The organism is Acinetobacter sp. YH12046, assembly GCF_013419905.1.
Lineage (GTDB): Bacteria > Pseudomonadota > Gammaproteobacteria > Pseudomonadales > Moraxellaceae > Acinetobacter.
In genome coordinates this window covers 190,345-213,308 of the sequence record NZ_VOZF01000003.1, presented here as the reverse complement: position 1 = coordinate 213,308, position 22,964 = coordinate 190,345, and the positions used below count along the sequence as shown (strand labels likewise).

At 42.3% G+C, this 22,964-nt stretch carries 22 protein-coding genes and 1 pseudogene; 10 read left to right on the top strand and 13 right to left on the bottom strand.

Annotated features, from left to right (window positions below):
• Window positions 1–172, top strand: a pseudogene (locus FTU03_RS04120) (IS982 family transposase); the annotation flags it as partial.
• Here the strand turns inward: FTU03_RS04120 and FTU03_RS16080 are convergent.
• From FTU03_RS16080 to FTU03_RS04110, 3 genes are all read right to left on the bottom strand, one after another.
• On the bottom strand, window positions 161–502 hold the full coding sequence (locus FTU03_RS16080) for a hypothetical protein (RefSeq protein ID WP_257225549.1): 342 nt from the start codon (window positions 500–502) through the stop codon (window positions 161–163). The pseudogene FTU03_RS04120 and the gene FTU03_RS16080 overlap by 12 nt on opposite strands.
• Window positions 503–505: 3 nt before the next feature.
• Window positions 506–688: a hypothetical protein gene (locus FTU03_RS16165; protein ID WP_179991998.1), complete on the bottom strand. Its 183-nt coding sequence runs from the start codon at window positions 686–688 to the stop codon at window positions 506–508.
• A gap of 116 nt (window positions 689–804) precedes the next feature.
• A complete protein-coding gene (locus FTU03_RS04110; protein ID WP_004783040.1) occupies window positions 805–1,422 on the bottom strand; it encodes a rhomboid family intramembrane serine protease in 618 nt (205 codons plus the stop codon).
• 158 nt (window positions 1,423–1,580) lie between these two features.
• Here FTU03_RS04110 and nfuA point away from each other — a divergent pair, with 158 nt between their 5' ends.
• Together nfuA and FTU03_RS04100 are read left to right on the top strand one after the other, a co-directional pair.
• Window positions 1,581–2,219, top strand: a complete 639-nt coding sequence (nfuA, locus tag FTU03_RS04105) for a Fe-S biogenesis protein NfuA (protein WP_034705129.1) — start codon at window positions 1,581–1,583, stop codon at window positions 2,217–2,219.
• 178 nt (window positions 2,220–2,397) lie between these two features.
• On the top strand, window positions 2,398–4,467 hold the full coding sequence (locus FTU03_RS04100; RefSeq protein ID WP_179992127.1) for a TonB-dependent receptor domain-containing protein: 2,070 nt from the start codon (window positions 2,398–2,400) through the stop codon (window positions 4,465–4,467).
• A 38-nt stretch (window positions 4,468–4,505) separates the two neighbouring features.
• Here the strand turns inward: FTU03_RS04100 and FTU03_RS04095 are convergent, their stop codons facing one another.
• Both FTU03_RS04095 and FTU03_RS04090 read right to left on the bottom strand, forming a co-directional pair.
• Window positions 4,506–5,513 (bottom strand): hypothetical protein, encoded by a 1,008-nt coding sequence (locus FTU03_RS04095; protein ID WP_179992126.1) that lies wholly within the window; start codon window positions 5,511–5,513, stop codon window positions 4,506–4,508.
• Window positions 5,514–5,527: 14 nt separating this feature from the next.
• On the bottom strand, window positions 5,528–6,565 hold the full coding sequence (locus FTU03_RS04090; protein ID WP_179992125.1) for an alpha/beta fold hydrolase: 1,038 nt from the start codon (window positions 6,563–6,565) through the stop codon (window positions 5,528–5,530).
• A gap of 308 nt (window positions 6,566–6,873) precedes the next feature.
• On the opposite strand from FTU03_RS04090, the gene FTU03_RS04085 reads away from it, so the two are divergent.
• Complete coding sequence (locus FTU03_RS04085) at window positions 6,874–7,488, top strand: carbonic anhydrase (protein ID WP_004783034.1); 615 nt, start codon at window positions 6,874–6,876, stop codon at window positions 7,486–7,488.
• 34 nt (window positions 7,489–7,522) lie between these two features.
• Here the strand turns inward: FTU03_RS04085 and FTU03_RS04080 are convergent, their stop codons facing one another.
• On the bottom strand, window positions 7,523–8,152 hold the full coding sequence (locus FTU03_RS04080; protein WP_179992124.1) for an arylesterase: 630 nt from the start codon (window positions 8,150–8,152) through the stop codon (window positions 7,523–7,525).
• 11 nt (window positions 8,153–8,163) lie between these two features.
• On the opposite strand from FTU03_RS04080, the gene FTU03_RS04075 reads away from it, so the two are divergent.
• Together FTU03_RS04075 and FTU03_RS04070 are read left to right on the top strand one after the other, a co-directional pair.
• Window positions 8,164–8,889 (top strand): ABC transporter ATP-binding protein, encoded by a 726-nt coding sequence (locus FTU03_RS04075; protein WP_179992123.1) that lies wholly within the window; start codon window positions 8,164–8,166, stop codon window positions 8,887–8,889.
• Window position 8,890: 1 nt separating this feature from the next.
• Window positions 8,891–11,386 (top strand): ABC transporter permease, encoded by a 2,496-nt coding sequence (locus tag FTU03_RS04070; protein WP_179992122.1) that lies wholly within the window; start codon window positions 8,891–8,893, stop codon window positions 11,384–11,386.
• 3 nt (window positions 11,387–11,389) lie between these two features.
• Here FTU03_RS04070 and FTU03_RS04065 read toward each other — a convergent pair whose 3' ends face one another.
• The gene (locus FTU03_RS04065; protein ID WP_179992121.1) at window positions 11,390–12,220 is read right to left on the bottom strand and encodes a rhomboid family intramembrane serine protease; all 831 of its coding nucleotides are present in this window, start codon (window positions 12,218–12,220) and stop codon (window positions 11,390–11,392) included.
• 77 nt (window positions 12,221–12,297) lie between these two features.
• Here FTU03_RS04065 and mtgA point away from each other — a divergent pair, with 77 nt between their 5' ends.
• Window positions 12,298–12,972 carry a monofunctional biosynthetic peptidoglycan transglycosylase gene (gene mtgA, locus FTU03_RS04060; RefSeq protein ID WP_179992120.1) on the top strand — a complete coding sequence of 225 codons (675 nt, stop codon included), beginning with the start codon at window positions 12,298–12,300 and terminating at the stop codon, window positions 12,970–12,972.
• A 111-nt stretch (window positions 12,973–13,083) separates the two neighbouring features.
• Window positions 13,084–15,165 (top strand): polyphosphate kinase 1, encoded by a 2,082-nt coding sequence (ppk1, locus tag FTU03_RS04055; protein WP_034704182.1) that lies wholly within the window; start codon window positions 13,084–13,086, stop codon window positions 15,163–15,165.
• A 48-nt stretch (window positions 15,166–15,213) separates the two neighbouring features.
• Here the strand turns inward: ppk1 and FTU03_RS04050 are convergent, their stop codons facing one another.
• From FTU03_RS04050 to rubA, 5 genes are all read right to left on the bottom strand, one after another.
• Window positions 15,214–15,810, bottom strand: coding sequence for a response regulator transcription factor (locus FTU03_RS04050; RefSeq protein WP_179992119.1), 597 nt, complete (start codon window positions 15,808–15,810; stop codon window positions 15,214–15,216).
• Window positions 15,811–16,042: 232 nt separating this feature from the next.
• Window positions 16,043–16,951: a LysR family transcriptional regulator OxyR gene (oxyR, locus tag FTU03_RS04045; RefSeq protein ID WP_005234587.1), complete on the bottom strand. Its 909-nt coding sequence runs from the start codon at window positions 16,949–16,951 to the stop codon at window positions 16,043–16,045.
• 13 nt (window positions 16,952–16,964) lie between these two features.
• A complete protein-coding gene (estB, locus tag FTU03_RS04040) occupies window positions 16,965–17,903 on the bottom strand; it encodes an esterase EstB (protein ID WP_218949847.1) in 939 nt (312 codons plus the stop codon).
• Window positions 17,904–17,960: 57 nt separating this feature from the next.
• Entirely contained in the window at window positions 17,961–19,139 is a 1,179-nt protein-coding gene (gene rubB / locus FTU03_RS04035) for a rubredoxin reductase RubB (RefSeq protein WP_175967056.1), read from the bottom strand.
• Between the two features lie 88 nt (window positions 19,140–19,227).
• Window positions 19,228–19,392, bottom strand: coding sequence for a rubredoxin RubA (gene rubA / locus FTU03_RS04030; protein WP_004783011.1), 165 nt, complete (start codon window positions 19,390–19,392; stop codon window positions 19,228–19,230).
• A 476-nt stretch (window positions 19,393–19,868) separates the two neighbouring features.
• On the opposite strand from rubA, the gene FTU03_RS04025 reads away from it, so the two are divergent.
• Entirely contained in the window at window positions 19,869–20,411 is a 543-nt protein-coding gene (locus FTU03_RS04025; RefSeq protein WP_004783009.1) for an adenine phosphoribosyltransferase, read from the top strand.
• A gap of 39 nt (window positions 20,412–20,450) precedes the next feature.
• Here the strand turns inward: FTU03_RS04025 and FTU03_RS04020 are convergent, their stop codons facing one another.
• A complete protein-coding gene (locus FTU03_RS04020) occupies window positions 20,451–20,945 on the bottom strand; it encodes a YqiA/YcfP family alpha/beta fold hydrolase (protein ID WP_034704192.1) in 495 nt (164 codons plus the stop codon).
• 378 nt (window positions 20,946–21,323) lie between these two features.
• Here FTU03_RS04020 and lysS point away from each other — a divergent pair, with 378 nt between their 5' ends.
• Window positions 21,324–22,850, top strand: a complete 1,527-nt coding sequence (lysS, locus tag FTU03_RS04015; protein WP_034704199.1) for a lysine--tRNA ligase — start codon at window positions 21,324–21,326, stop codon at window positions 22,848–22,850.
• Window positions 22,851–22,964 lie beyond the last annotated feature (114 nt).

Sequence of the window (22,964 nt, the reverse complement as noted above, 5' to 3'; positions counted from 1 at the left end):
GCGCAATAAGATAGAGACTTTATTCAGTTTATTGAAAGGTCAGTACAATTTAGTGACAAGCAAAGCACGTAGTGTTCATGGATTTCTAGGAGGGATTTACGCGTCCTTGTGTGCATATCAACTGATCCATAAAAATAAGCCAACAATTCAAATTATGAAGTCATCGGCTTAAGCAGGATTCGGGTTTTTTAAGCTGTTGCTGCAGCGTTGCGATTTTACCGAGCTTTTCAGTAGCAATTTTCTCTTTACCAAATGCACGAGCCAAGACATGGGTACGTTCCGTCAGATTGGCAATATATTGGCTAGTATCTGGAGAAAGATCTAAAGTCGGAGCAATACCTTTAACTGCCTCGGCTTTAGAAGCCGAACGGCCACCGACAATAATCAGATCAGGTTTTGCAGTTTTTAGTACATTGAGATCCGGTTCGAACAGTGAACCAGCTTTGGTGAATTTGTCCTGCTGGTATTTGCTTAAGTTGCCTGCAAAGTTTGCTGCAGGCACCAGTTAAGCTTCAAGCCCTAGTGCATTCAAGGTATCCAGTGCCGAAAGGTCATATACTGCGATCTTTTTCGGGGCTTTTTTGAGTTGAATATTTTGGTTTTTATAGTCGAAAGTGACCTGTGCAGAAACTGTAAAGGAAGTTGTCAGTCCTAATATTGTGGCAAGTGCTAAAGTCTTAAATTTCATGTTTATTCCTCTAAATTCGCGACAAGATTAGCATAATTTTTGGAAATGAAAATCATTTTCATATGTGAATGATTAAAAAAGGGATACTGGCTATCCCTTCTTAATCATCCAAGACTTTAGAAAGGGATTTGGGTTAGTTTATTCAGGAAATGTGGAATAAGTCGCGGCTCCAGAATAATCGTCATCACCACACCATAAGCTGCACCCCACAGATGGGCACTGTGATTGATATTACTGTTGCCGCGTTTGCCCGACCAGATACTATAGGCCACATATAAAACAGCAAAAATAATCGCAGGGACTGGAATAAAGAATACGAAAATCAGCTTCCATGGCTCAAATAGAATGTAAGCGAACAGAACGGCGGATACTGCACCGGAAGCACCCAAGCTGGCCCAGCGCGCATCATTTTTATGTTTCAGATAACTTGGCAAAATTGCTGCAACCAGACCACCGAGATAAAACAGGATAAAGCCCAGATCATATAAATACTGGCGATAAAAACTTTCAATAATGCTGCCGAAAAAGAACAGCGTGATCATATTGAACAGTAAATGCGTGCCATCTGCATGAATAAACCCATGGGTAATGAAACGGTCATATTGACCACGTTGCATGGCAGGCGGCCAGAAAATCAGACGATTCATTACTGTTTCTTTTGAAAAAGCAATAAAAGAAACAATACAGGTGATCAGAATAATAGTGACGGTATGATTAAAAGGTAAATCAAGCATATAAGTAATTCTGGTTCTATCTATTTGACAATGATCATGCCATTAAAACAAATCTAAAGTGCGACTTTTATAATAAATCCGACAATTTTGGTTGAATTTTTATAATTACCCCGCATCTTCAGTTAAAATAGCAGCTTCAGCTTGAGGAAATTATTGTTATGTCGACTGAGAACAGCAACACTCCGGTTGCAGAAGAAATTCCAAATCTTTTGATTACACCGACAGCACAAGAGTATTTAAAGGATCTATTGGACAAACAGAATACACCAGGTATTGGCGTACGTGTGTTTGTAGAAAATCCGGGTACACCGCGCGCTGAATGTTGCATGGCTTATAGTGCACCTGATGAGGTTGTACCTACAGACTATAAGCAGGAATATCCTGATTTTCCGGCCTATATTGACTCTCCGTCAATTCCATACTTGCTAGATGCAGTTATTGACTACAATAAAGACCGTTTTGGTGGTCAGCTGACTTTCCGTGCACCAAACTCTAAAGTGCCACGCGTCGGTCCTGATGCCTCTGTAGAAGAGCGTATTACCTATGTGCTTCAGTCAGAAATTAACCCGGGTCTGGCAGGTCACGGTGGTAACTGTGCACTGGTTGAAGTGATTGAAGATCCTGAGCATGGCTTAACTGCAGTTCTTAAGTTTGGTGGTGGTTGCCAGGGCTGTTCAGCAATTGATGTGACTTTAAAACAAGGCGTTGAAACAACCTTGAAACAGCACATTCCTGAGTTGGCACGTGTCGTTGACCAGACTGACCATACCCAAGCTGAAGGTGCTTATTTCAAATAAGTCTTTAAGCTATTTAAGTTTAACTTAAAAAAGACCTCGAATATTCGAGGTTTTTTTAACAATACTAAAGTTAATGATAATAATTATTAATAACAATTGCATTTGGATGTTTTTTCGTTACAATGCTTCAAAAATTCATCACTTTTATTCATAAATTACCTGTGGGGCACCTTCGGATATGAACAAGCCGTTTATGAAATCGACTTTAGCTTTTGCTGTACTTTCAACATTGGCTGCTTCAGTACAAGCACAAGACCAGGTAACTGAAGAACAAAAAGCAACATTACAGACTGAAACTACTAAATTGCAGACCATTGTGGTAACCACAGCGGGCGGTTTTGAACAAAATATTGCAGATGCACCCGCTTCTATTTCAGTCATTACCGCGGAAGAATTACAAAAAAAATCATATACAGATGTAATTGATGCTGTAAAAAATATGCCAGGCGTCTCTGTGCAAGGTGGCGGCAATAATAAAGAGATTACAATCCGAGGTATGGGTGCAACCTATACGAAATACCTTGTTGATGGCAGACCAATTAGCGCCGGTAGGGCAGTGAATGGTAATGGTACAGACGGTGGGAAAATTGGTGCATATTTACCACCAATTGACATGATTGAACGTATCGAAGTCGTACGTGGTCCAATGTCATCACTTTATGGTTCAGATGCTATGGGGGGTGTAATTAATATTATTACTAAAAAAGCGTCTGCTAGTAATTGGTATGGAAGTATTTCTCCTGAATATACGAAGTCTGATAATGATTATGCAAATGATAGTTATGGCGTCAGCATGTATGTCACAGGCCCATTAATTCAAGATAAATTATCTTTAAGTATAGATGGTAACTTCCAGGGGAATGACGAAAGTGACTTTGTCGGTGGAGAAGGGCAAAAATCTGGTTCAAGTGAGTCTGAGAAGAAAGTGAGAAAGCTCGGTACTGAACTGGTTTGGAATGTCGATGAACATAACGATATTGGTTTGAGATATGATTTTACAGGGCAGCAGTACACTACAACACTGGGTAAAAGTGTGGATGTTGCCACTCAAGCCTCTATCAATGAAAATGAGAAAAATCTATATACCTTAACGCATAAAGCACGTTACGATAATTTTACCCTTGATTCATACTATCAAGATGAGACAACTAAAAAAGTTTATAGTGGTGTCGTGGCTGACGAAAAAAATGAAGAATTAAAAGTCTTTAATACACAAGGCTCATTCTTTTTGGGTAACCATGCATTAACAGTGGGTGGTCAATATCAAAAAGAAAAAATCACTGATACCACAAATGGTCTAGCCGATATTACTGGGGTCACTTCACTCGACCGTTGGTTATTTGCCTTATATGCAGAAAATGAGTGGAGCATTACCGATGATTTCGCTTTAACTGTGGGCGCCCGCTACAATAAAGATGAATACTTTGGTGGTGAAATTACACCGCGCGTCTATGGTGTTTATCATTTAACTGATGCTTTAACTTTGAAAGGTGGTGTAAGTACAGGCTATAAACAACCAACGATTAGCCAAATTTCAGAAGGTTTTGGTAGCAGAACAGGAAAAGGCAGTGCTGTCATCATTGGTAACCCTGATTTGTCTCCAGAAAAAAGTACGAGCTATGAATTCGGATTTAACTATTCGGCTCCTGAACTTGGTTTAACAAGCAGTTTAATGGTCTTTAAATCTGATTTTAAAGATAAAATTGTTGAAGATCGTTTATGTGACACGCCAGGAACAACAAATAGTTCTCCTGTAGAAGAATGGAAATGTTCGGCAAATGGCAAGCCATATCGATTTGTTAGCCAAATGAAAAACGTTTCCGATGCAGAAATGAAAGGTGCTGAATTCACATTAGACTATGATGTACTGGATAATCTTCACGCGAGTACAAGTTATACTTATACAAAAACTGAGCAAAAAAGTGGCGAATTTAAAGGCCAGCCTTTAAATAAAATGCCAAAACATATGCTGAATGTCGGTCTGGATTATGATGTTTCAGATACCTGGACGACCTGGATGGACTATAATTACCGTGGCAAAACCAGTGATTATTTAAGCCGTACTTCTATGGATAATGGGACACCGGGATATGGTACTTTTGATGCCGGTGCAGTCTTTAAAGCGACAGATAACTTAAGGTTGACCGCTGGTATTTATAACATTGCAAATAAAGAAATTACCAATGGCGATTATGACATTGTACTTGATGGTCGTAGATACACCGTGGGTATGAATATCAAATTCTAATTCATAGATATGAAAAAGCCGCTTTCTAGCGGCTTTTTTTATTCTGCAACCTTTAAAATTTTTAAGGTATTTTCAGCATAATAGAATTTTTCCAGATAGGCACGGGCACGTTCACGTAAATAGCCCTGATGAATCATCTGCTGAATAATCGGTGTCAGCAATTCATTCAGTTCGGTCTGGATCAGCGATTCATCAATATTCAGATCTCGTAATAACTGATCAAAAGTATGTTCCTGATTACGTACATACCAAGTATAAATCCCGTCATGCAGTTGCTGCTGCATATATTCCGTCTGGCGCATATGATCCCAGATTTCGTGCCCCAAACTTACCGTCTGGTTCAGATCCTGGGTTTCAATATAGTTCTTGAGCACGGACAGCGGCATGTCTTTGATCTTATGCCAGAGATTGGCCTGAAAATGGTATAGCTTGTCATCATCAAAGTGCTGGTTCAGCACATGCTCACTCATTTGGCTGAGTTTTAAAATATTTTTTTGCAAATAACGGGCAACTGTATTGTCCAGACTGGAATCCGTAACATTTTCCAGAACAGATTTGCCCATTTTCATGAAGCGGGAAACGCCCGGAACACTCTTGGCAATCACAGAATTATCCAGATAATCCTGAATCGAATGTTGGATCAGTTGCGTAATCATGGCTGAAAAAGCAGGATTATTCACCACCGCTTTGATTAGGCGCTGACGATGACCACTTTTGCTGGCCACATATTGTGCAATTTTATCTATGGTCAGTACCGGAATGACATCGGCGATTTTGGTTGTATCATTGGCCGGATGGACCAGTGCAAAACGGATATGTTCGGCAATCTGCTCAATTAGAAAAGAACTGGCAGCAGTATCCAGAATCTGCTTTTGTAGCAGCTGATTGATCAGTTCACAGCTCCACAGATCTTTTAGGGTCTGCTTGCGCAACCAGAGATAAAACTCATGAAACTCGCTTTGAATGGTTTCAGATTGAGAAAATACCTGATCAAGAAAATCAAGTTGAGCATCAATCAACTGCTCAATCATCGGGTGTTTCTGCATAACTTCTCTGAAACTTAATTGAAAGGAATGAGTTTATCAGCAAGTGGATTTTTTAGGGTCTGTGTCTTGGCCAGGAAAGGCAAATAATGTTGGGCAACCTGTTTCTCTGCTTCCAGAATCGGCATATGACCAACATTATTTAAAATTACCGGAGTTTCAGCACGTTTCAATAAAGAATATAGCTCTTTCACCACTTCGACATTAATAATTCGATCCTGTTTTCCCCATAAAATTAAAGTCGGGGCTTCCACTGTACGGGTCAGACGAGCAAAGGTATCAGGCGTATACAGCCGGTTGAGCATTACCACCTGATCAATCGATTTGCTGGTTTGTTCCGAACGGGCAATCAACAGTTTTTCCTGCGCATGTCTTAACTGGTAAGGCATCGCTGGTGGATTCTGCATCAGCTGTTTGGAGACATCTTCCAGATCGCCCGGTTTACTGACAATCAGATCTTTGAGCGCATGTGGGTCTTTGGTATAAGGCGTATTGCCCATTTTATAGATGCCGGCACTATTTACTAGAAACAGGCTTTGGGTATCGAAAGGGTATTGGGATGCATAAACTGTCGCAATTGAACCGCCTAGAGAATGGCCAGCGACATGCAGATTTTTTTCAATCTTCAAGGTTTCGACAAAAGTACGTAATTGCGAAGTGACATTGGGTACAGACAAATCAAAATCTGCTGGAACCCGGGTATCGCCATTGCTCGGCAAATCCGGAATGATGACATGATAATAAGGTGTCAAAAACTGGGCGACACGATTCCAGTTGTCGCGTGTACCTGCCAGTCCATGAATCAGGATAATCGAGGGTTTGTTTTTTGCCCCGCCTTCATTATAACTCCAGGTCACATCACCGATTTTTAAGGTTTTGGATTGTAGACCCGCCTGGATGCGTTGCTGGCTCAGATACAGCTGTAAAACTTCGGCAGACTTGGCTTTCGGCGGCGTAAACAGATATTGGCTATGGCTCAGGCTAGATAGGCTAAGACCCAGAGCGACTAAAGTGGAATAGATAATTTTTGAGCGCAATTTTATTATTTTCTTCATTAGCACTGTCCCCTGAAAAAACTGAGCAAAAACGCTCAAAATACTTCCGTGTTATCGATTTGCAATTTATAGATGAATCAAATCGTAATCTTTCACTTATTTTAAAGCATTCCTTAATATTGTACATCTGTTAATTATTAGCTTGAGCAGAAAAACTGCCCAAAAAACGTGATGAACTTCACAGAAAAATTATCAGAACAAGAAATCATCAAAGCGCTAAAAATTTTACAGCTAATTTTTTTTGCAAGTGACATTCAAAAAATCTAGCAGTAAGATATTCCCACTAAAAACATCGATGGTAAAAAAGAATGCTCACAGCTCAGGAAGCTATAGATCGTCTTAAAAAGGGTAACCAGCGCTTTGTCAATGGTGAAACGCAGCATTTAAAATTATTATCGCATCAGCAACGTGCTGAGATGGCAGAAAGTCAGGAACCATTTGCTATTGTTTTAGGATGTTCAGATTCACGTGTACCCGCAGAAATGGTCTTTGACCAAGGGCTAGGTGATCTGTTTGTCATTCGGGTAGCAGGTAATATTGTTGCACCGTCTCAAGTCGGGAGTGTCGAATTCGCAGCAGAAAGTTTTGGCTGTCCGATTGTAATTGTCTTGGGTCATACACATTGTGGCGCTATTCATTCAACAATTGAAGCATTAACCAATCCAGCAACGCCGCCATCTGCAAATCTGATGTCAATCGTGAACCGTGTACGTCCATCAGTTGAAATTCTAATGCAGACTGAACTGAAAGATGACCTGAATAAACTGTCTAAACATGCAGTCCGTTCCAATGTATTTGCTTCAGTAAATCAATTACGTCATGGTTCTGCAGTTCTGGAAAGCCTGATTGCTAAAGGTAAGCTACAGGTGATTGGTGCAGAATATTCACTTGAAACCGGTGAAGTAACTTTCTTTGACTTCTAAGAAAATTTTAAGATTTAATTCAGTTAAAGGCGCCTTAGAGGGCGCCTTTAATATAAGGATAAGCATTATTTAATAAAATAGTCTGGGCTTTGGTGTTGGGATGAATCTGATCCTGTTGCATCAGACTTTTATTACCAGCGACGCCTTGCATAAAAAAGGGTAGTAGTTTGACCTTATACTGCTGACTGACCACCTTATAGTTATTTTCAAAAGCCTTACTATATGCCTGGCCATAATTTGGTGGCATTTTCATTCCAAAAACAACCACATTCGCCTTGGCTTTCTGACTTTGTTGTACCAGAGCTGCTAAATTTTTTTGAATCATTTGGGGTGGCTGTCCACGCAGGCCATCATTCCCGCCAAGCTCAATCACCACAATATCTGGACGGTGCGTCTGTAGCAGTTTCGGCAGCCTTGCCAAGGCACCACTGGTGGTTTCACCGCTCACACTTGCATTGACCACTTTATGCTGTTTCGGATAGTGTTGGTCCAAACGCTTTTGTAATAAATGTACCCAACCTTGCTGTGGTTGCATGCCATAACCAGCACTTATACTGTCACCCACAATCATAATGGTCTTTGCCGACAGACTAAAAGGAATCAGGCATAGTCCAAAGAATACCAGGCAAGGCAATACACGATTTTTCTGATTTAGATCTTTCATATAGGACACGTATGATTCAAAGCAGCAACGATTCGACCATCATGCCACAAGCGATTATTTCTGCCCAGAAATTGACACAAAAGATACAACTTTCACAAAAACAACTGACTATTTTTGAAGATCTTTCGCTGGAAATTTTGACTGGAGAACAGGTCGCCATTACCGGGCGTTCCGGTTCAGGAAAGTCGACTTTATTGGGCATTTTGGCCACTTTGGATCAGACCAGTTCCGGGCAGTTAACGGTTTGTGGGGAGCTGGTATCGAGCTTGAATGAAGAGCAACGTGCTTTAGTCCGGCTAAAAAATATTGGCTTTGTATTTCAGTCTTTCCAGCTTTTGCCTCATCTTACGGCACTTGAAAATGTCATGCTGCCTTTACGTTTACAGCCAGATTTTAAATATAGTGATGCCGAACAAAAGGCGCTGGCATTGCTACAAAAAGTCGGATTAGAGCGTCAGGCTCAGCAAACACCAAAAGTACTGTCGGGTGGGGAGCAGCAACGTGTCGCCATTGCCCGCGCATTGGTCAGTGAACCCAAAATCATTTTTGCTGATGAACCGACAGGTAATCTGGATGGGGAAACTGCCCAAGAAATCGAACAGCTGCTCTTTCAGTTGAATCGTGAATTAGGCACTACGCTGGTTCTGGTTACCCATGATCCTGATCTGGCCCGACAATGCCAGCGTCATTTTGAACTGGTCAATGGTCAGCTGATTGAACATGCGAGTGGAGGCTGATATGCAGCATCTGTTTCGTCCTTTACTCAGACAAAGTTTTAATACGACAGGGATTTATCTGCTAATCATCGCGCTGACCTTAGCGATTAGTGCCACAACGGCACTAAAGTTCAGTAATGAACAGATTCAGAACGCCGTTGCTTTACAGGCAGCTGAAATGCTGGCGGGAGATTTGGTACTTTCTGATAATGAGCCGCTAGCTCAGGAATGGCGTGATCAGGCCAGGCAGCTCGATTTACAGCAATCTGAAGTCACATTTTTCAGTACGATGGCTTATACCAATGATCAGTTTGTCATGGTCAATGTTAAGGCTATTGATCAGGCTTTTCCTTTACGAGGAGAGCTACGGGTTCAGCCTGCAGCAGATAAAATCCAAGCGGGGGAAATCTGGCTGAGTTCACGGGCCATGGATCTGCTCAAGGTCAAACTGGGTGATGAACTGAATATCGCCGATGCCAAATTTAAGGTTACTGCAAAAATTGAGCAGGATTCTAATCAGGAGCTGGGTTTTTCTGGCTTTTTGCCGACTGTGATTATTGCTCAGTCAGAAGTGGCGCGCACCAATGCGATTCAGGTCGGTAGCCGGATTGATTACCGTTTATTAATGGCAGGCAATCCAGCCGATACCCGGCAATATGAAACCTGGTTCAAGCAGAAGATAAAATCTGAAAATGGGACTTCAGATGAAGCAGATGCTGAGGTTGAGGGACAAGAACTGGAACAGCAGGGCAGTCTACGCTTGCGTAATGCCAGCGAAGGCAATACCCGTTTAATGAAACCAATTGCCAATCTGGATACTTTTCTGCAACTGGCGAATATTCTCACCATTTTATTATGCGGGATTGCCATTGCTTTAACCGCACAACGTTATGTACAGCAGAACCAGGATCATATTGCCCTGATGCGTTGTATTGGCGCGACCAAAAATCAGATTCTAGCCGCTTATCTGGCTTTGCTGGGTTTAGTGCTTTTAATCGCCATGTTGATTGGTAGCGTGATAGGTGTTGCATTGGGTTATGGCTTGCTGCAGCTCATGCTACAGCTTATTCCAAACTTGCAGCTTGAGTTCTCTGCTACGGCGATGCTGCTGGGGCCCTTGCCAATTGCCATGCTGACCAGTGCAGTGGTGTTACTGGGCTTTGTCATGCCCAGTCTGTTTCAACTCTTAAATACTCCTCCGATTCGGGTCATTCGTCAGCAGGAAAAATCCGTCCATTCGATGTTGTGGATGTTACTGACCGGAACCTTAAGTCTGATTATTTTCAGTGTGATTTTAACGGAAAATATCGTGCTGACAGCTTGGGTGATTGGGGCCATTATTCTGCTTTGTGCTGTTCTGTATTTTACGGTCTGGAGTATTTTAAAACTGCTGCGTAATCTGAAATTCAATCTGTCTGCCTATGTACGGACACCGTATCAGACCGCTTTACAGATTACTGCCTTAGCTTTAGGACTCAGTTTGATTAGTGTGCTGGCTGTACTGCGTACAGATTTACTTGATCGATGGCAGCAACAGTTGCCGGAAGGGACACCCAACCAGTTTGTCTATGGTCTGCCGCCTTTTGATATGCCTGACTTAAAAGCTCAGTTAGAACAGAATGGCTGGAAAAGCACGCCGCTTTATCCCAATATTCGCGGGCGCCTGGTAGCGAAAAATGATCATCCTTTTGCTGCTGAACTGGTCAAAAAGAGTAATACCTTAAGACGTGAACTGAATCTGACCCAGTCGGATCGCTATCCTCAGGATAATGTGATTGTTCAGGGGGAGGCAGGATTGAAACAGCCGGGTGAGGTTTCGGTCGAAGCCAATACTGCACAAGAGCTGGGCATCAAACTGGGAGATAAGCTCAGCTTTAGCCTGCCTGAAGGCATACTCGAAGCCAAAGTGGTGAATCTCAGAACGGTAGAGTGGGAGAGTTTTAGTCCAAACTTCTTCTTTATCTTTGCACCGAATACTATGGATGCCAATGCGGGCAGTTATCTGGGCAGTTTCTATGTACCGGAAACAGATAAAGATAAACTGGTGAATCTGGTTCAGCGGTTTTCCAATACGGTATTTATTGATGTCAGCCTGATTCTGGAAGAAATCAAACGGATTGTGAATGTACTGGTGCAGATCATTACCATTCTGGCTGTGCTGGTCAGCGTATCCGGTTTTCTGGTACTGATGGCCTGTCTAAACCTGCTCATGGATGAACGTAAACGTGAAGTGGCTTTGCTCCGGTCTTTTGGTAGTTCCAAACAGAAGCTGAAAACCATGATGAGTCTGGAAATCGGTTTTATCGGACTATTCGCCGGTATTGTTTCATGTCTGTTTGCAGAAGTGATCAGCGCCATTGCCAGCTATAAGATGGATCTGATCATCCAGCCTCATTGGGAAATCTGGGTTATCTTACCTGTGTTTATGACTGTGTTATGTACCTTGATTGGGCGTTATCGTCTGAGTCATCTTTCCGAAATTCCGCCCTTGCAAAGCCTGCGTGAGATGAATCAATAAGATTTATCTTGCAGGTTGATCCGCCAACTGCTGTTGTAGCATTTGTAAAATCTCTTGCCAGAGTGGGCGGATCGGTTCAAGCAAAGCCAAATTATATTGATACAGCACGATACAGGCAGCGACGCCGAGCAGTAAGGCAACCAGACTGACCAAACGGCCACGCTGCATTTTCTGACCAAGATACCAGAGCGCTGTTAGTCCGGCCCCCATGATCATGCCGCCAATATGTGCGGCATTGTTAATTCCGCTGATCATAAAGCCCATCGCCAGGTTAAGGCCCATGATCATTACGAGCGTTTTTTTATCCAGAATAAAAGGCTGACGGGGCAACATTGGCAGTAAAGATAGAACAGTCAGGGAGGCACCGAGACCCATGACTGCACCCGAAGCACCCGCACTAACACCCGGCAATAAGCCAGGATTGGCTACACCGCCTTCGATTAAGGCATAACTGTCCTGGATACTCATATAGCCACTGAGCAAACTACCCATCAGGCCGGCACAAATATAAAGACCTGTAAAATAGATCCGGCCAAAAATTTGTTCAGCGACACTACCAAAAATATACAGTGCCCACATATTCAACATCAGGTGAATTAAGCCAAAATGAAAAAACATGCTACTAAACAGGCGTATGGGTTCCGCTAAATACGTTAAAGGTGCATAATCTGCTCCCCAGCGAATGGCATCTGGAGAACTTGGCTGTGTGATGTCCATTCCATTCAGAACCTGCCAGCCAAACAGGCCGACATTGATACAGATCAGGAGTGCGGTCATCCACCAGAGCTGCATTTCCAGTTTGCGATGTGTTGTTGGGGGAGAATATTCAGGCATGCTATTTTTTTGCTGTGATTGTATATTTCGAATAAGCTTAACACGAAAAATTGAATTTTCAGGAGTAACGCACTGACATGAAAGCCTTTCTGACCCGCACCCTTCTCGTGATTGTCAGTGTGATTCTACTTGTTCAACTGTGGATTTTTGCAAGTTTAGCCTGGTGGCGAACCAATCCAGTGAATACCACCATGATGATGCGGATCGATTATTGGACTGAACCCTCCAAGCCCATTCAACATCAGTGGCGCCCTTATGATGAAATCAGTACCAATCTCAAGCAGGCGGTAGTGACGGCAGAAGATGGAAAATTCATGCACCATCATGGCTTTGACTGGGATGGTATTCAGACTGCACTCAGCCGTAACAAGAATGAAGGCCGTGTTGTGGCAGGAGGGTCAACCATTTCCCAGCAGCTGGCTAAAAACCTGTTCCTCGTCAACAAGCGTTCATTCCTGCGTAAAGGTCAGGAAGCTGTCGCGACCTGGATGATGGAACGCATGTGGTCTAAAGAGCGTATTCTGGAAGTGTATTTAAACTCGATTGAGTTTGGAGACAATATCTATGGAGCAGAAGCGGCAGCCAAACATTATTTTGGTAAGACTGCAGAGAGCCTGACCCGTGATCAGGCCATCTTCCTGGCAGCGATTCTCACCAATCCAAAATATTTTGAAGATCATCGTAATGCATCTGCACTAAAAGCACGTAAACGTATGATTCAACGTTATATGCGCTATGCCGAAATCCCTTAAATAAAAATATCAAGATAAAGCCCAAATATTTGGGCTTTTTTTATGAAAATGTCATTAATTTGAAGCATACTAAAAGCAATAAGCAAGACTTGAAAATAGCGTAGGTTTGATATGAATACGGCAGCCAGTACGACTTCGGCACCAACCGAATATACTTATAATGATCGTTACATTAATCGTGAACTGTCTATTCTGGATTTCCATTTGCGAGTGCTGGAACAGGCGGTTGATCCTCTGCATCCTTTGCTGGAACGCATGAATTTTCTACTGATCTTTTCACGTAATCTGGATGAGTTTTTTGAAATTCGTGTGGCTGGCGTCATGGAACAACTGGATTTGGGCAATGAAAGCCGCAGTCCAGATGGTTTGACGCCAAAACAAGTATTAGAGCAGATTGCCGAAACTGCACATGCCGCCATTGAACGTCAGTACCGTATTTTAAATGAAGAGATTTTGCCTAAACTGCGTGAGGAAGATATCTGCTTCTTGCGCCGTGGAGAGCTAACACCGGCACAATCGGCCTGGGTGAAAAAATATTTTCAGGAACAGGTTGCTCCAGTTCTTACGCCTATTAGCCTTGATCCGGCACATCCATTCCCACGTCTGGTGAATAAATCCCTGAATTTTATTGTGACGCTCGAAGGGAAAGATGCCTTTGGCCGTCAGATTGATCTTGCGGTTGTTCCTGCGCCACGTTCATTGCCACGTGTTGTGCGTTTACCGGATGAACTGACTGATGGTAAAGAACATCATGTGATGTTATCCGCCATCATTCATGAACATGTGTCTGACCTGTTCCCGGGCATGACCGCGACGGGATGTTACCAATTCCGTGTCACCCGGAATGCCGATCTAGCCTTAAATGAAGATGTTGAAGACCTGGCCAAAGCCTTAAAAGGTGAACTGAGTTCACGCCGTTTTGGTCGTGCAGTCCGTCTGGAAGTGACTGAAAATTGTCCGCAGCATATTTATGAATATCTGCTGGAAGAATTTGATCTGGATGAAGAACAGCTCTATAAAGTGGCAGGACCGGTTAATCTGGCGCGGTTACTTTCCAACTTCAAACGTCCACATTTGCGTTATGATTCACATACGCCAATTCTGCCTAAAGTACTGAAAAAATCTGAAAATGTTTTCAGTGCCATGCAGAAGCAGGATATTTTGCTACATCATCCATTTGAATCTTTTGCACCAGTGATTACGCTGTTACGTGAAGCAGCACGTGACCCTCAGGTACTGGCAATCAAGCAGACATTGTATCGTAGTGGTCCAGATTCCGAGATCGTGCAGGTGCTGGCAGAAGCGGCCCGTAACGGTAAGGAAGTGACTGCAGTCATCGAGCTGCGTGCTCGTTTTGATGAAGAATCCAATATTGCAGTTGCTAATGTACTGCAAGAGGCGGGGGCTGTCGTGGTCTATGGCATTGTCGGCTATAAAACCCATGCCAAAATGATTCTGGTGGTACGCCGAGAAAATAACAAGCTGGTGCGTTATGTACATCTGGGTACCGGGAATTATCATGCCGGCAATGCGCGAATTTATACCGACTATGGTCTCTTAACCACGGACAAGGATCTGTGTGAAGATGTGCATCGTATCTTTCAGGAATTGACCGGAATGGGGAAAATGGCCAAGCTGAAAAAGCTGCTCCATGCTCCATTTACCTTGCATGCCCAGCTCATCAACTATATTGATAATGAAATAGCCAATGCCAAAGCGGGCAAGAAAGCCCAGATCATCGTGAAGGTCAATGCTTTAACTGAGCTGCAACTGATCAATAAACTGTATGAAGCTTCTCAAGCAGGTGTACAGATTGATCTGATTATCCGCTCGATTTGTTGTCTACGTCCAGGCTTGCCGGGACTTTCAGAGAATATTCGGGTACGTTCAATCGTCGGCCGTTTCCTGGAACATACGCGCGTATTTTATTTTAGTAATAATGGTAATTCTCGTATTTATTGCTCAAGCGCAGACTGGATGGATCGCAACCTGTTTAATCGTGTAGAAGCCTGTTTCCCGATCGAAGATGAAGCATTAAAGAAACGCATTTACCAGCAAGGTTTATTAAATTACCTGAAAGACAATCAACAGGCCTGGTTGTTACAGGGAGATGGAACCTGGGTGCGTGCTCAAGTCGCTGAAGGTGAACAACCACATAATGCACAGCGTACTTTATTGGAAACCTTTAAATAACTCAAACAAACTAAAAAAGGTTGATGATTCAGCCTTTTTTATATTTTGTTAATTTTGAGAATGGATAAATGGATTCGCGAGTTTTTGATAGATTTTGCGAATAGCAGCATAAATCTGGTAATCGTGCAGACTTAATCTGTTTTGAATTTCGGCCAAAGTCAGGTCTTGGCTGAAATACTTTAAAATCTGTACTTCAGTCTGATTTAAAAAATGTATTTTTGTTTCCTGACTCACTAAATAACGGGCTAATTCAGGATGTAAATCGGCACCACCGCGTAGGATAATTTTCAGGCTCGCTACTATTTTTGAAACAGGATGCGATGCAATCAGATATCGATCCACGCCAGATGACAAGAATAAATTAATCATTTCAGCTGAATCATCAGCTAAAACTGCAATCAGATGAGGAATCTGGATTCGTGCTTGAATTATATTAAGATTCTTAAGTTGTGCTTTCTCATGAATCTCATATAACACTAGATTGGGAAGATACTGTTCAATATGGGATTGAGCAGACAGATGATCGGTATAGGACAGCATATCCGGTTGATAACCGAGCTGTAGCAATGCAAGATCAAGATTGGAAGAGAGCGAGGGTGGATAAGGTTGCACCAATAATACGGGTGCGGGCAAAAATGAGGCCAAAGAAATCTTATCCTGAGAGTAATTAATATACAGATGTATTTTGGCTTAAATTGGTTTCAATGCCAATCCCCAGAAATAGGAATTTAATTTTTATATATTATAAGTAGTTAAAGTTTGAAAAACTGGTTTTTGGATCATTTTAATTGACTGAATTTATAAAAATTTACTTTATCAGAAGACACAGGCAATAAAAAAGGAGCAATCTAAGTGCTCCTTTTTTCTTAGGGCTTAATTAAGCTGCATCATGGGCAGTAATTTTTTGCAAAATTTGTAATAACACATCGAATTCGCTTTGTAGCGGTGTGCTCTTACGAGTGACCAGTGCCAGAGTACGGCTTGGTGCTGCGTTGATTGGATTGATGCGCAGATCCGGATTGGCTTTGATCATATTGGTATGCAGCGCAATTTCTGGCAACAGGGTGAAACCAAGATCAGCAGACACCATTTCAATTAACGTCGGTAATGAACTTGCTTTCAGGCGGTGATCATTTTTACGCTCACCAATCGGGCAGGCACTCAATGCATGATCACGCAAGCAATGACCTTCTTCAAGCAGCATCAGGCGAGACAGGTCCAGATCTTCCAGAGATTTGGCTTGAGCCGCATTCTGGTCAGATTTGTGATGTACCAGATACAGATTCTCTTTGGCAATTTCAGCAACTTTCAGGCTACGGGTATCGAAAGGCAGCGCTAGCACCACCATATCCAGATTACCATGCTCCAGTTTCTCTACAATTTTCTCACTTTGAGCTTCATGTAAATGTAGCTGAATTTTCGGTAGCTGCTGATGCACTTCATCCAGAAATTGCGACAGGATGAAAGGGGCAATGGTTGGAATAACGCCAAGATGCAGATCACCGGTTAATGGTTCACTCATTTCACGACTTAAACGCATTAAGTCCTGAGCATCAGCCAGTAGAACACGGGCACGTGCAACCACTTGTTCACCAAGCGGCGTTAAACGTACATTCTGGCGATCGCGTTCAACAAGAACGCCACCGAGTAAACGCTCCAGCTCCATAATACCGCCAGACAAAGTTGACTGGGTAACAAATGAGCGGCGAGCAGCTTCTGTAAAATGCAGCGTCTCAGACAGTGTTACGAGGTATGACAGCTGTCTTAGGGATGGTAATGCAGCCATAGTGTCCTAATGTTTATGATTTAAAATGATCAGCAAATAATTCGCTAAGATATGGAATAAAATGCGGAGGGATATCATGCCCCATTCCATCAATTAATTCAAATTTAGCCCCTGAAATTGCTTTTGCAACAGCCTTACCATGACTAGGAGGCAGCAATCTGTCACGAGCACCATGAACCACCAGGGTCTCTTGTTGGATTTGCTTGTCCAGTTGCAGCAATGAACCCGTACATAATATTGCTAAAAACTGTTGAAGTACACCCGCTGGATGGTAACTTCGCTTATATAACTTACGGGCGGTCTGAATCGCTTCCAGATGATTCACATAACCCGGTGAGCCAATAATATTAAACAGCTTCAAGCTATGATCGACAATGCCATCTTCATCTGTGGAAGCGGGTTTGTCAATTAAACTAAAGAGTTGCTTTGGAAAAGGCGGGGGTAACAGTGGCTGGTTATTACTGGTAAACAGTAAGCCCATTTTTTTAACTTTGTCAGGATAACGTGCGGCCAGAATCTGGGCAATCATGCCGCCCATAGAGGCACCGAGCACATAGACCTGACCCAGTCCCATTTTTTCAATCAGAAGATGTACATCATCTGCCATATCGTACAGCGTATAAGGCGCGCCCTGATTGCCTAAACCCAGTACAAAACGGCTCATCATTTTTAAGGTGTTTAAGCGAGGCCCTTTATGGTGAATCTTGGAAGATAAACCAATATCCCGGTTGTCAAAACGCACCAGATGATAGCCCTGATCAATGAGTGATTTACAGAAGAAATCGGGCCAGTATAGCATCTGTGCCCCAAGTCCCATAATCAGCAGAATGGTCGGGTGTTCAGGATTTCCTCCGACTTCCACGTGCAATTCGATGCCATTGCGAAGATCGGCCTTGGTTTCACGCATGAAAGCTGTATACGGAGAATGATTGAACTGCAGGGCACTGTGCATGATGTATTTCCTGATTAAAGGACATTTCGCTTAAAAAATGTCCTTTGTATTAAACATCTAAACTGTAGCTGGAATCAAGTCAGGAACCTGCTTGGTCAATGCCAGGCGTTGTTTGGCAGCAGTGGCACCAAGCAGGACAAATCCACGCAAAGTACCGCTGGCATCAAAGGCTTTGGCCAGCATACCGTCATCAAACTCTTCATTTTCCCAAGTTACTTCGACATCAACCGGAGCAGGAAGGACAGTCAATGGCGCAGCTGGCGTTTTTACCGCAACAGGCATTGCTGGATAATGGACTGCAGTATGTTCGCCATTCAATGTTTTAGACAGGGCGCGGGCCTGCTGCATGATTGGCATGACATATGGCAAAAGCATTCCATTTACTTCCGCACAGTCGCCTACTGCATAAATGTCCGGTTGATTGGTTTCTAGTTTTGTATTGGTCAGAATCCCGCGACTGGTATGAATATCGGCTTCTTTTGCGACAGAAATATTCGGTTGTAAGCCCACAGCAGAGAGCACCACGTCAGCAACTACTGATTGGCCATTGGCAAGTGTTACCAGATAGTCACCATTTTCAACTTTAGAGACTTTTTCAACTGTTGTTCCTAATACAAAATGAATGCCCGTCTCTTCAAGATTTTGCTGAAAAGCATCTGCGACATGAGCTGGTAATAAGCGACCTAAAGGCTGGGGTGCCAGATCAATCACAGTGACCTGATGATTGGTATGCTGCAAGTCATTGGCAAATTCACAGCCGATCAGGCCTGCGCCTAGAATCACCACGCGTTTATCCTCACGTGCTGCCAGATTATGACGGAAAGCTTTATAGTCAGTCAGGTTATTGACCATATGAATATCGTCGCTGGCATCACCGGCAATGGCTAGGCGTACTGGATTGGCACCTACAGCTAGCACCAGTTTAGAATAATCCTGTGTGCTTTCCTGACCGTCTTTTTCTAAAGTTAGCTGATGTTGTTCAGGATGAATCACTTTGACCCAGGTGTTTTTTTCGATGCGCATTTTCAGCTGTGCTGACATTTTTTCTGCATCACCCAAAGGGATGTGTTCTGGCGCTTTGTTTCCTGCTAAAGCATTAGAAAGCGTAGGTTTTGCATAATTAGTCGCATCATCAGCACAAATCATGACAAGTTCATGGTCTGGGTTGAGTTTGCGAAACTCACGGGCAACAGCATAACCCGCCATGCCCGAACCAATGATGACGATAGGATGCATACGATTCTCCATGCTTTTTTAAATTAGTTTTTTTCAGGTATAAAGGACATAAAAAAGACCATTCAATATGGTCTTTAAAAGAACATGATTAGATTTCAATCATTTCAAAATCGACTTTAGAAACACCACAATCCGGACAAGTCCAGTCATCAGGAATATCTTCCCATTTGGTTCCAGGAACGATTCCGTCCTGAGGCCAACCTTCTGCCTCGTCATAAATCCATCCACAAACGATGCATTGATATTTTTTCATATAACTCTCCAAAACTGACCAACTGTAGCTGTCAGCTTAAAATCCACAAATGGCAAGACCCTAAAGAATATGACTTTTAATAGTAAACATATTTGGCTAAATTTTTACGCAGTTCTATTCATAAAGTAAAGCGAATAAAAGTTTAATCAGTGAAATTAACAGCAGAAAGGTCAGTCCCTAGATATTTCACTACTAGAAATATATTTAAGGTTAGGCAAAGAGTTGTATTTTTAGTTTTATAAAATACTCTTCTGACTTAGATTAAGCTGTAGACCAAAGTCGGGCAGAAAAAATGATTAAAATCAGTTAACTTAGACTCAGCAAAGTCTTTATTAAATATTTTTTAAAATAAATTTATATATTTAAATCAGCTGGTTAGTATTATTTTCTGCTTTAATGTTGCACAGTCGTTGTTGTTACACATTGTTAATTTAGTTTAAAATTCACCTATTCCTTTCCTTGTTTAAAGATCTCCCATGAGCAATTTGTCTACTTCTCTGTGGTCTCACATTCGTACTGTCCAGAATTTCCCAAAACCAGGCATTTGTTTCTTCGATTTGACTCCATTATTCATGAATAATCTGGGTCCATTAACTGATGCTTTGATTGCCAGCATTCCTGAAGAAAAGCTAGCTGAAGTAGACAGCTTTGTGGCAGTGGAAGCACGTGGTTTCGTGCTGGCAAGTCTGTTGGCGCAGCGTACGGGCAAAGGCTTATTACTGGTTCGTAAAGCAGGTAAATTGCCGCCTCCAGTCGTAGGTGTAGGTTATAGCCTTGAATATGGTCTGGACCGTCTGGAAATGTCTGCAGAGGTTCAGGGACAAAAAGTGATTATCGTGGATGATGTACTGGCAACTGGTGGTACATTGAAAGCAGTTCATGAATTGGCTGAGAAATGTCAGCATCAGGTTCTAGGTGCGAGCATCTTCCTTGATCTGCCAGATTTACACGGTGAATTAGGCTTGGACATCTGGTCAGTACTTGACGATAAATCCCAGCCTGAAGCTGCAGTTGCTTAAGTCTGAATGATCAAAAAAGCCCCAACTATTGGGGCTTTTTTATTGCCGGATAAAATGATATTCAATTTCCTGAATCAGGTCGTTAATCTGTTCGGGATGTTCCAGACGATGATGACCACCTTCAATGGCATGAATTTGCATATAATCTTCAAGCTGTGCCTGTGCTGCATGCATATCCAGAATTTCATCGCCTAATTCCAGATAGGCCATTTGCGGAATATCATGCTGCAAATCACTGTCACAAATCGCAGGATAATCATCGCGGAAATTCGGTTGCAAGCTAGGATTCGCGATCACACAAGGGATCTGATGAGCTTGTGACATTTTTAGCGCCCAATAACCGCCCAGACTGTGTCCGACCAGAATATCCGGTTTAATGGTTTCAACCATTTCGTGGTAGAAATCGGCTACCGACTGGTAGCTCAGATTGCGATAATCCACATCTATACAATATTTATGCATTGCATCAATTGCATGAAATTTCGTGGACTGTTTTGACGAATCCAAGCCATGAAAAAACAATATTTTAGACATATTTTTACTCATTTTTATCGGACATGGCAAAGTCGTGGTCAGGGTGTTAAGACACCACCTTCTAATATGGTCATTATTGTAAAACGTCTATTTCGAGGAAGCAGTTAGCTATTGGTCTAAGCTGATATGGGATATAAAGGCAGAATTTGTGCAGAGGATTGAGGTCTTGGACTTTCATCTAACAAAAGTTGGGCAATATTCTAAAAAAACCAATCATAAAATTCGAAACTGAAAAACATTTGCCTTTAAGAATTTCATATATCCAGAAATTTTTCTCAAGAAAAGCCACGTGTAGGAAGTCTTTACGCTACGATTTGATGCAGATTTCTGCTATTCTATGCAACTTCTATTTTTTAACTAATCTTATCCGAGGCAGAGATGACGCAAAATAACGCTCAATCGACTTCTGAACAAATCATTTCCGAAAACGATTTAATTGCACAGCGTCATGCCAAGTTAAAGCAGATTCAAGACCACGCAAAAGAAACTGGTGTTAGCCCATGGCCAAACACATTTAAACGTGAACATTATGCGCAAGACTTACAAGACCAGTTTGCTGATAAATCTAAAGAAGAAATTGAAGCTGGCGAACACGTTCATGTAAAAGTAGCAGGTCGTGTGATGTTGAACCGCGGTTCATTCATCGTGATTCAGGATATGACCGGTCGTATTCAGCTTTATGTTCCACGTAAAGAACTTGAGCCAGAAGTACTTGCAACGATCAAAGGCCTGGATCTGGGCGATATCATTGCAGTTGAAGGTTATATCGGTCGTTCTGGTAAAGGTGATCTGTATGTTCATATCGAACATTTTGAATTACTGACTAAATCATTACGTCCACTTCCAGACAAGTTCCACGGTTTAACTGATACTGAAGTGAAGTATCGTAAACGTTATCTTGATCTGATCGTAAATGAAGAAACCCGTAAAACTTTTGAAGTTCGTGCCAAAGTTGTTGCCGGTATTCGTAGCTTCCTGAACGACAAACGTTTTATGGAAGTTGAAACCCCGATGATGCACGTAATTCCTGGTGGAGCATCTGCGCGTCCATTTGAAACGCATCATAATGCACTGGATATGCCGTTGTTCCTGCGTATTGCACCTGAGCTTTATTTGAAACGTCTGGTTGTGGGTGGTTTCGAGCGCGTATTCGAAATTAACCGTAACTTCCGTAATGAAGGTGTTTCTACTCGTCATAACCCTGAATTCACTATGATCGAATTCTACCAGGCGTATGCAGATTACAAAGACCTGATGGAATTGACAGAGCAAATGCTGGAAAAACTGGCAATTGATATTCTGGGTACCACTGATGTGCCTTATGGCGATGAAGTCTTTAGCTTCAAAGGACCATTTAAAAAGATCTCAATGTTTGACGCCATTCTTGAGCACAATCCACAGTTCACTCCAGAAAATGTCAATGACCGTGAGTTCCTGGCGAAATTCATTCAGGAAGAACTGAAAGAACAGGTAAAACCAGGTTTTGGTCTGGGTAAACTGCAAACCATCGTATTTGAAGAAACGGTAGAAACTCAACTACGTCAGCCTACATTCGTGACTGAATATCCAGCGGAAACTTCTCCACTAGCTCGCCGTAATGATCAAAATCCGCATATTACAGACCGTTTTGAATTCTTTATCGGTGGTCGTGAACTGGCAAATGGCTTCTCAGAATTAAATGACCCGATTGATCAGGCTGAACGCTTCCAGGCACAGGTTGCTGAGAAAGATGCGGGTGATGATGAAGCAATGCACTATGATGCTGACTTCATTGAAGCTCTGGAATATGGTCTGCCTCCTACAGCAGGTGAAGGGATCGGTATTGACCGTCTGGTGATGATCTTTGCGAATGCACCAAGTATCCGTGATGTAATCTTATTCCCGCATATGCGTCATAAACACTAATGACTTATTCGAAAAAAGGCAGTTTTTAAAACTGCCTTTTTTATGTGTTCAGTATTTATTTTAAATAAAATTAAAACCCAGCATTATTTAATTCTATTTTTTACATTTGTAATT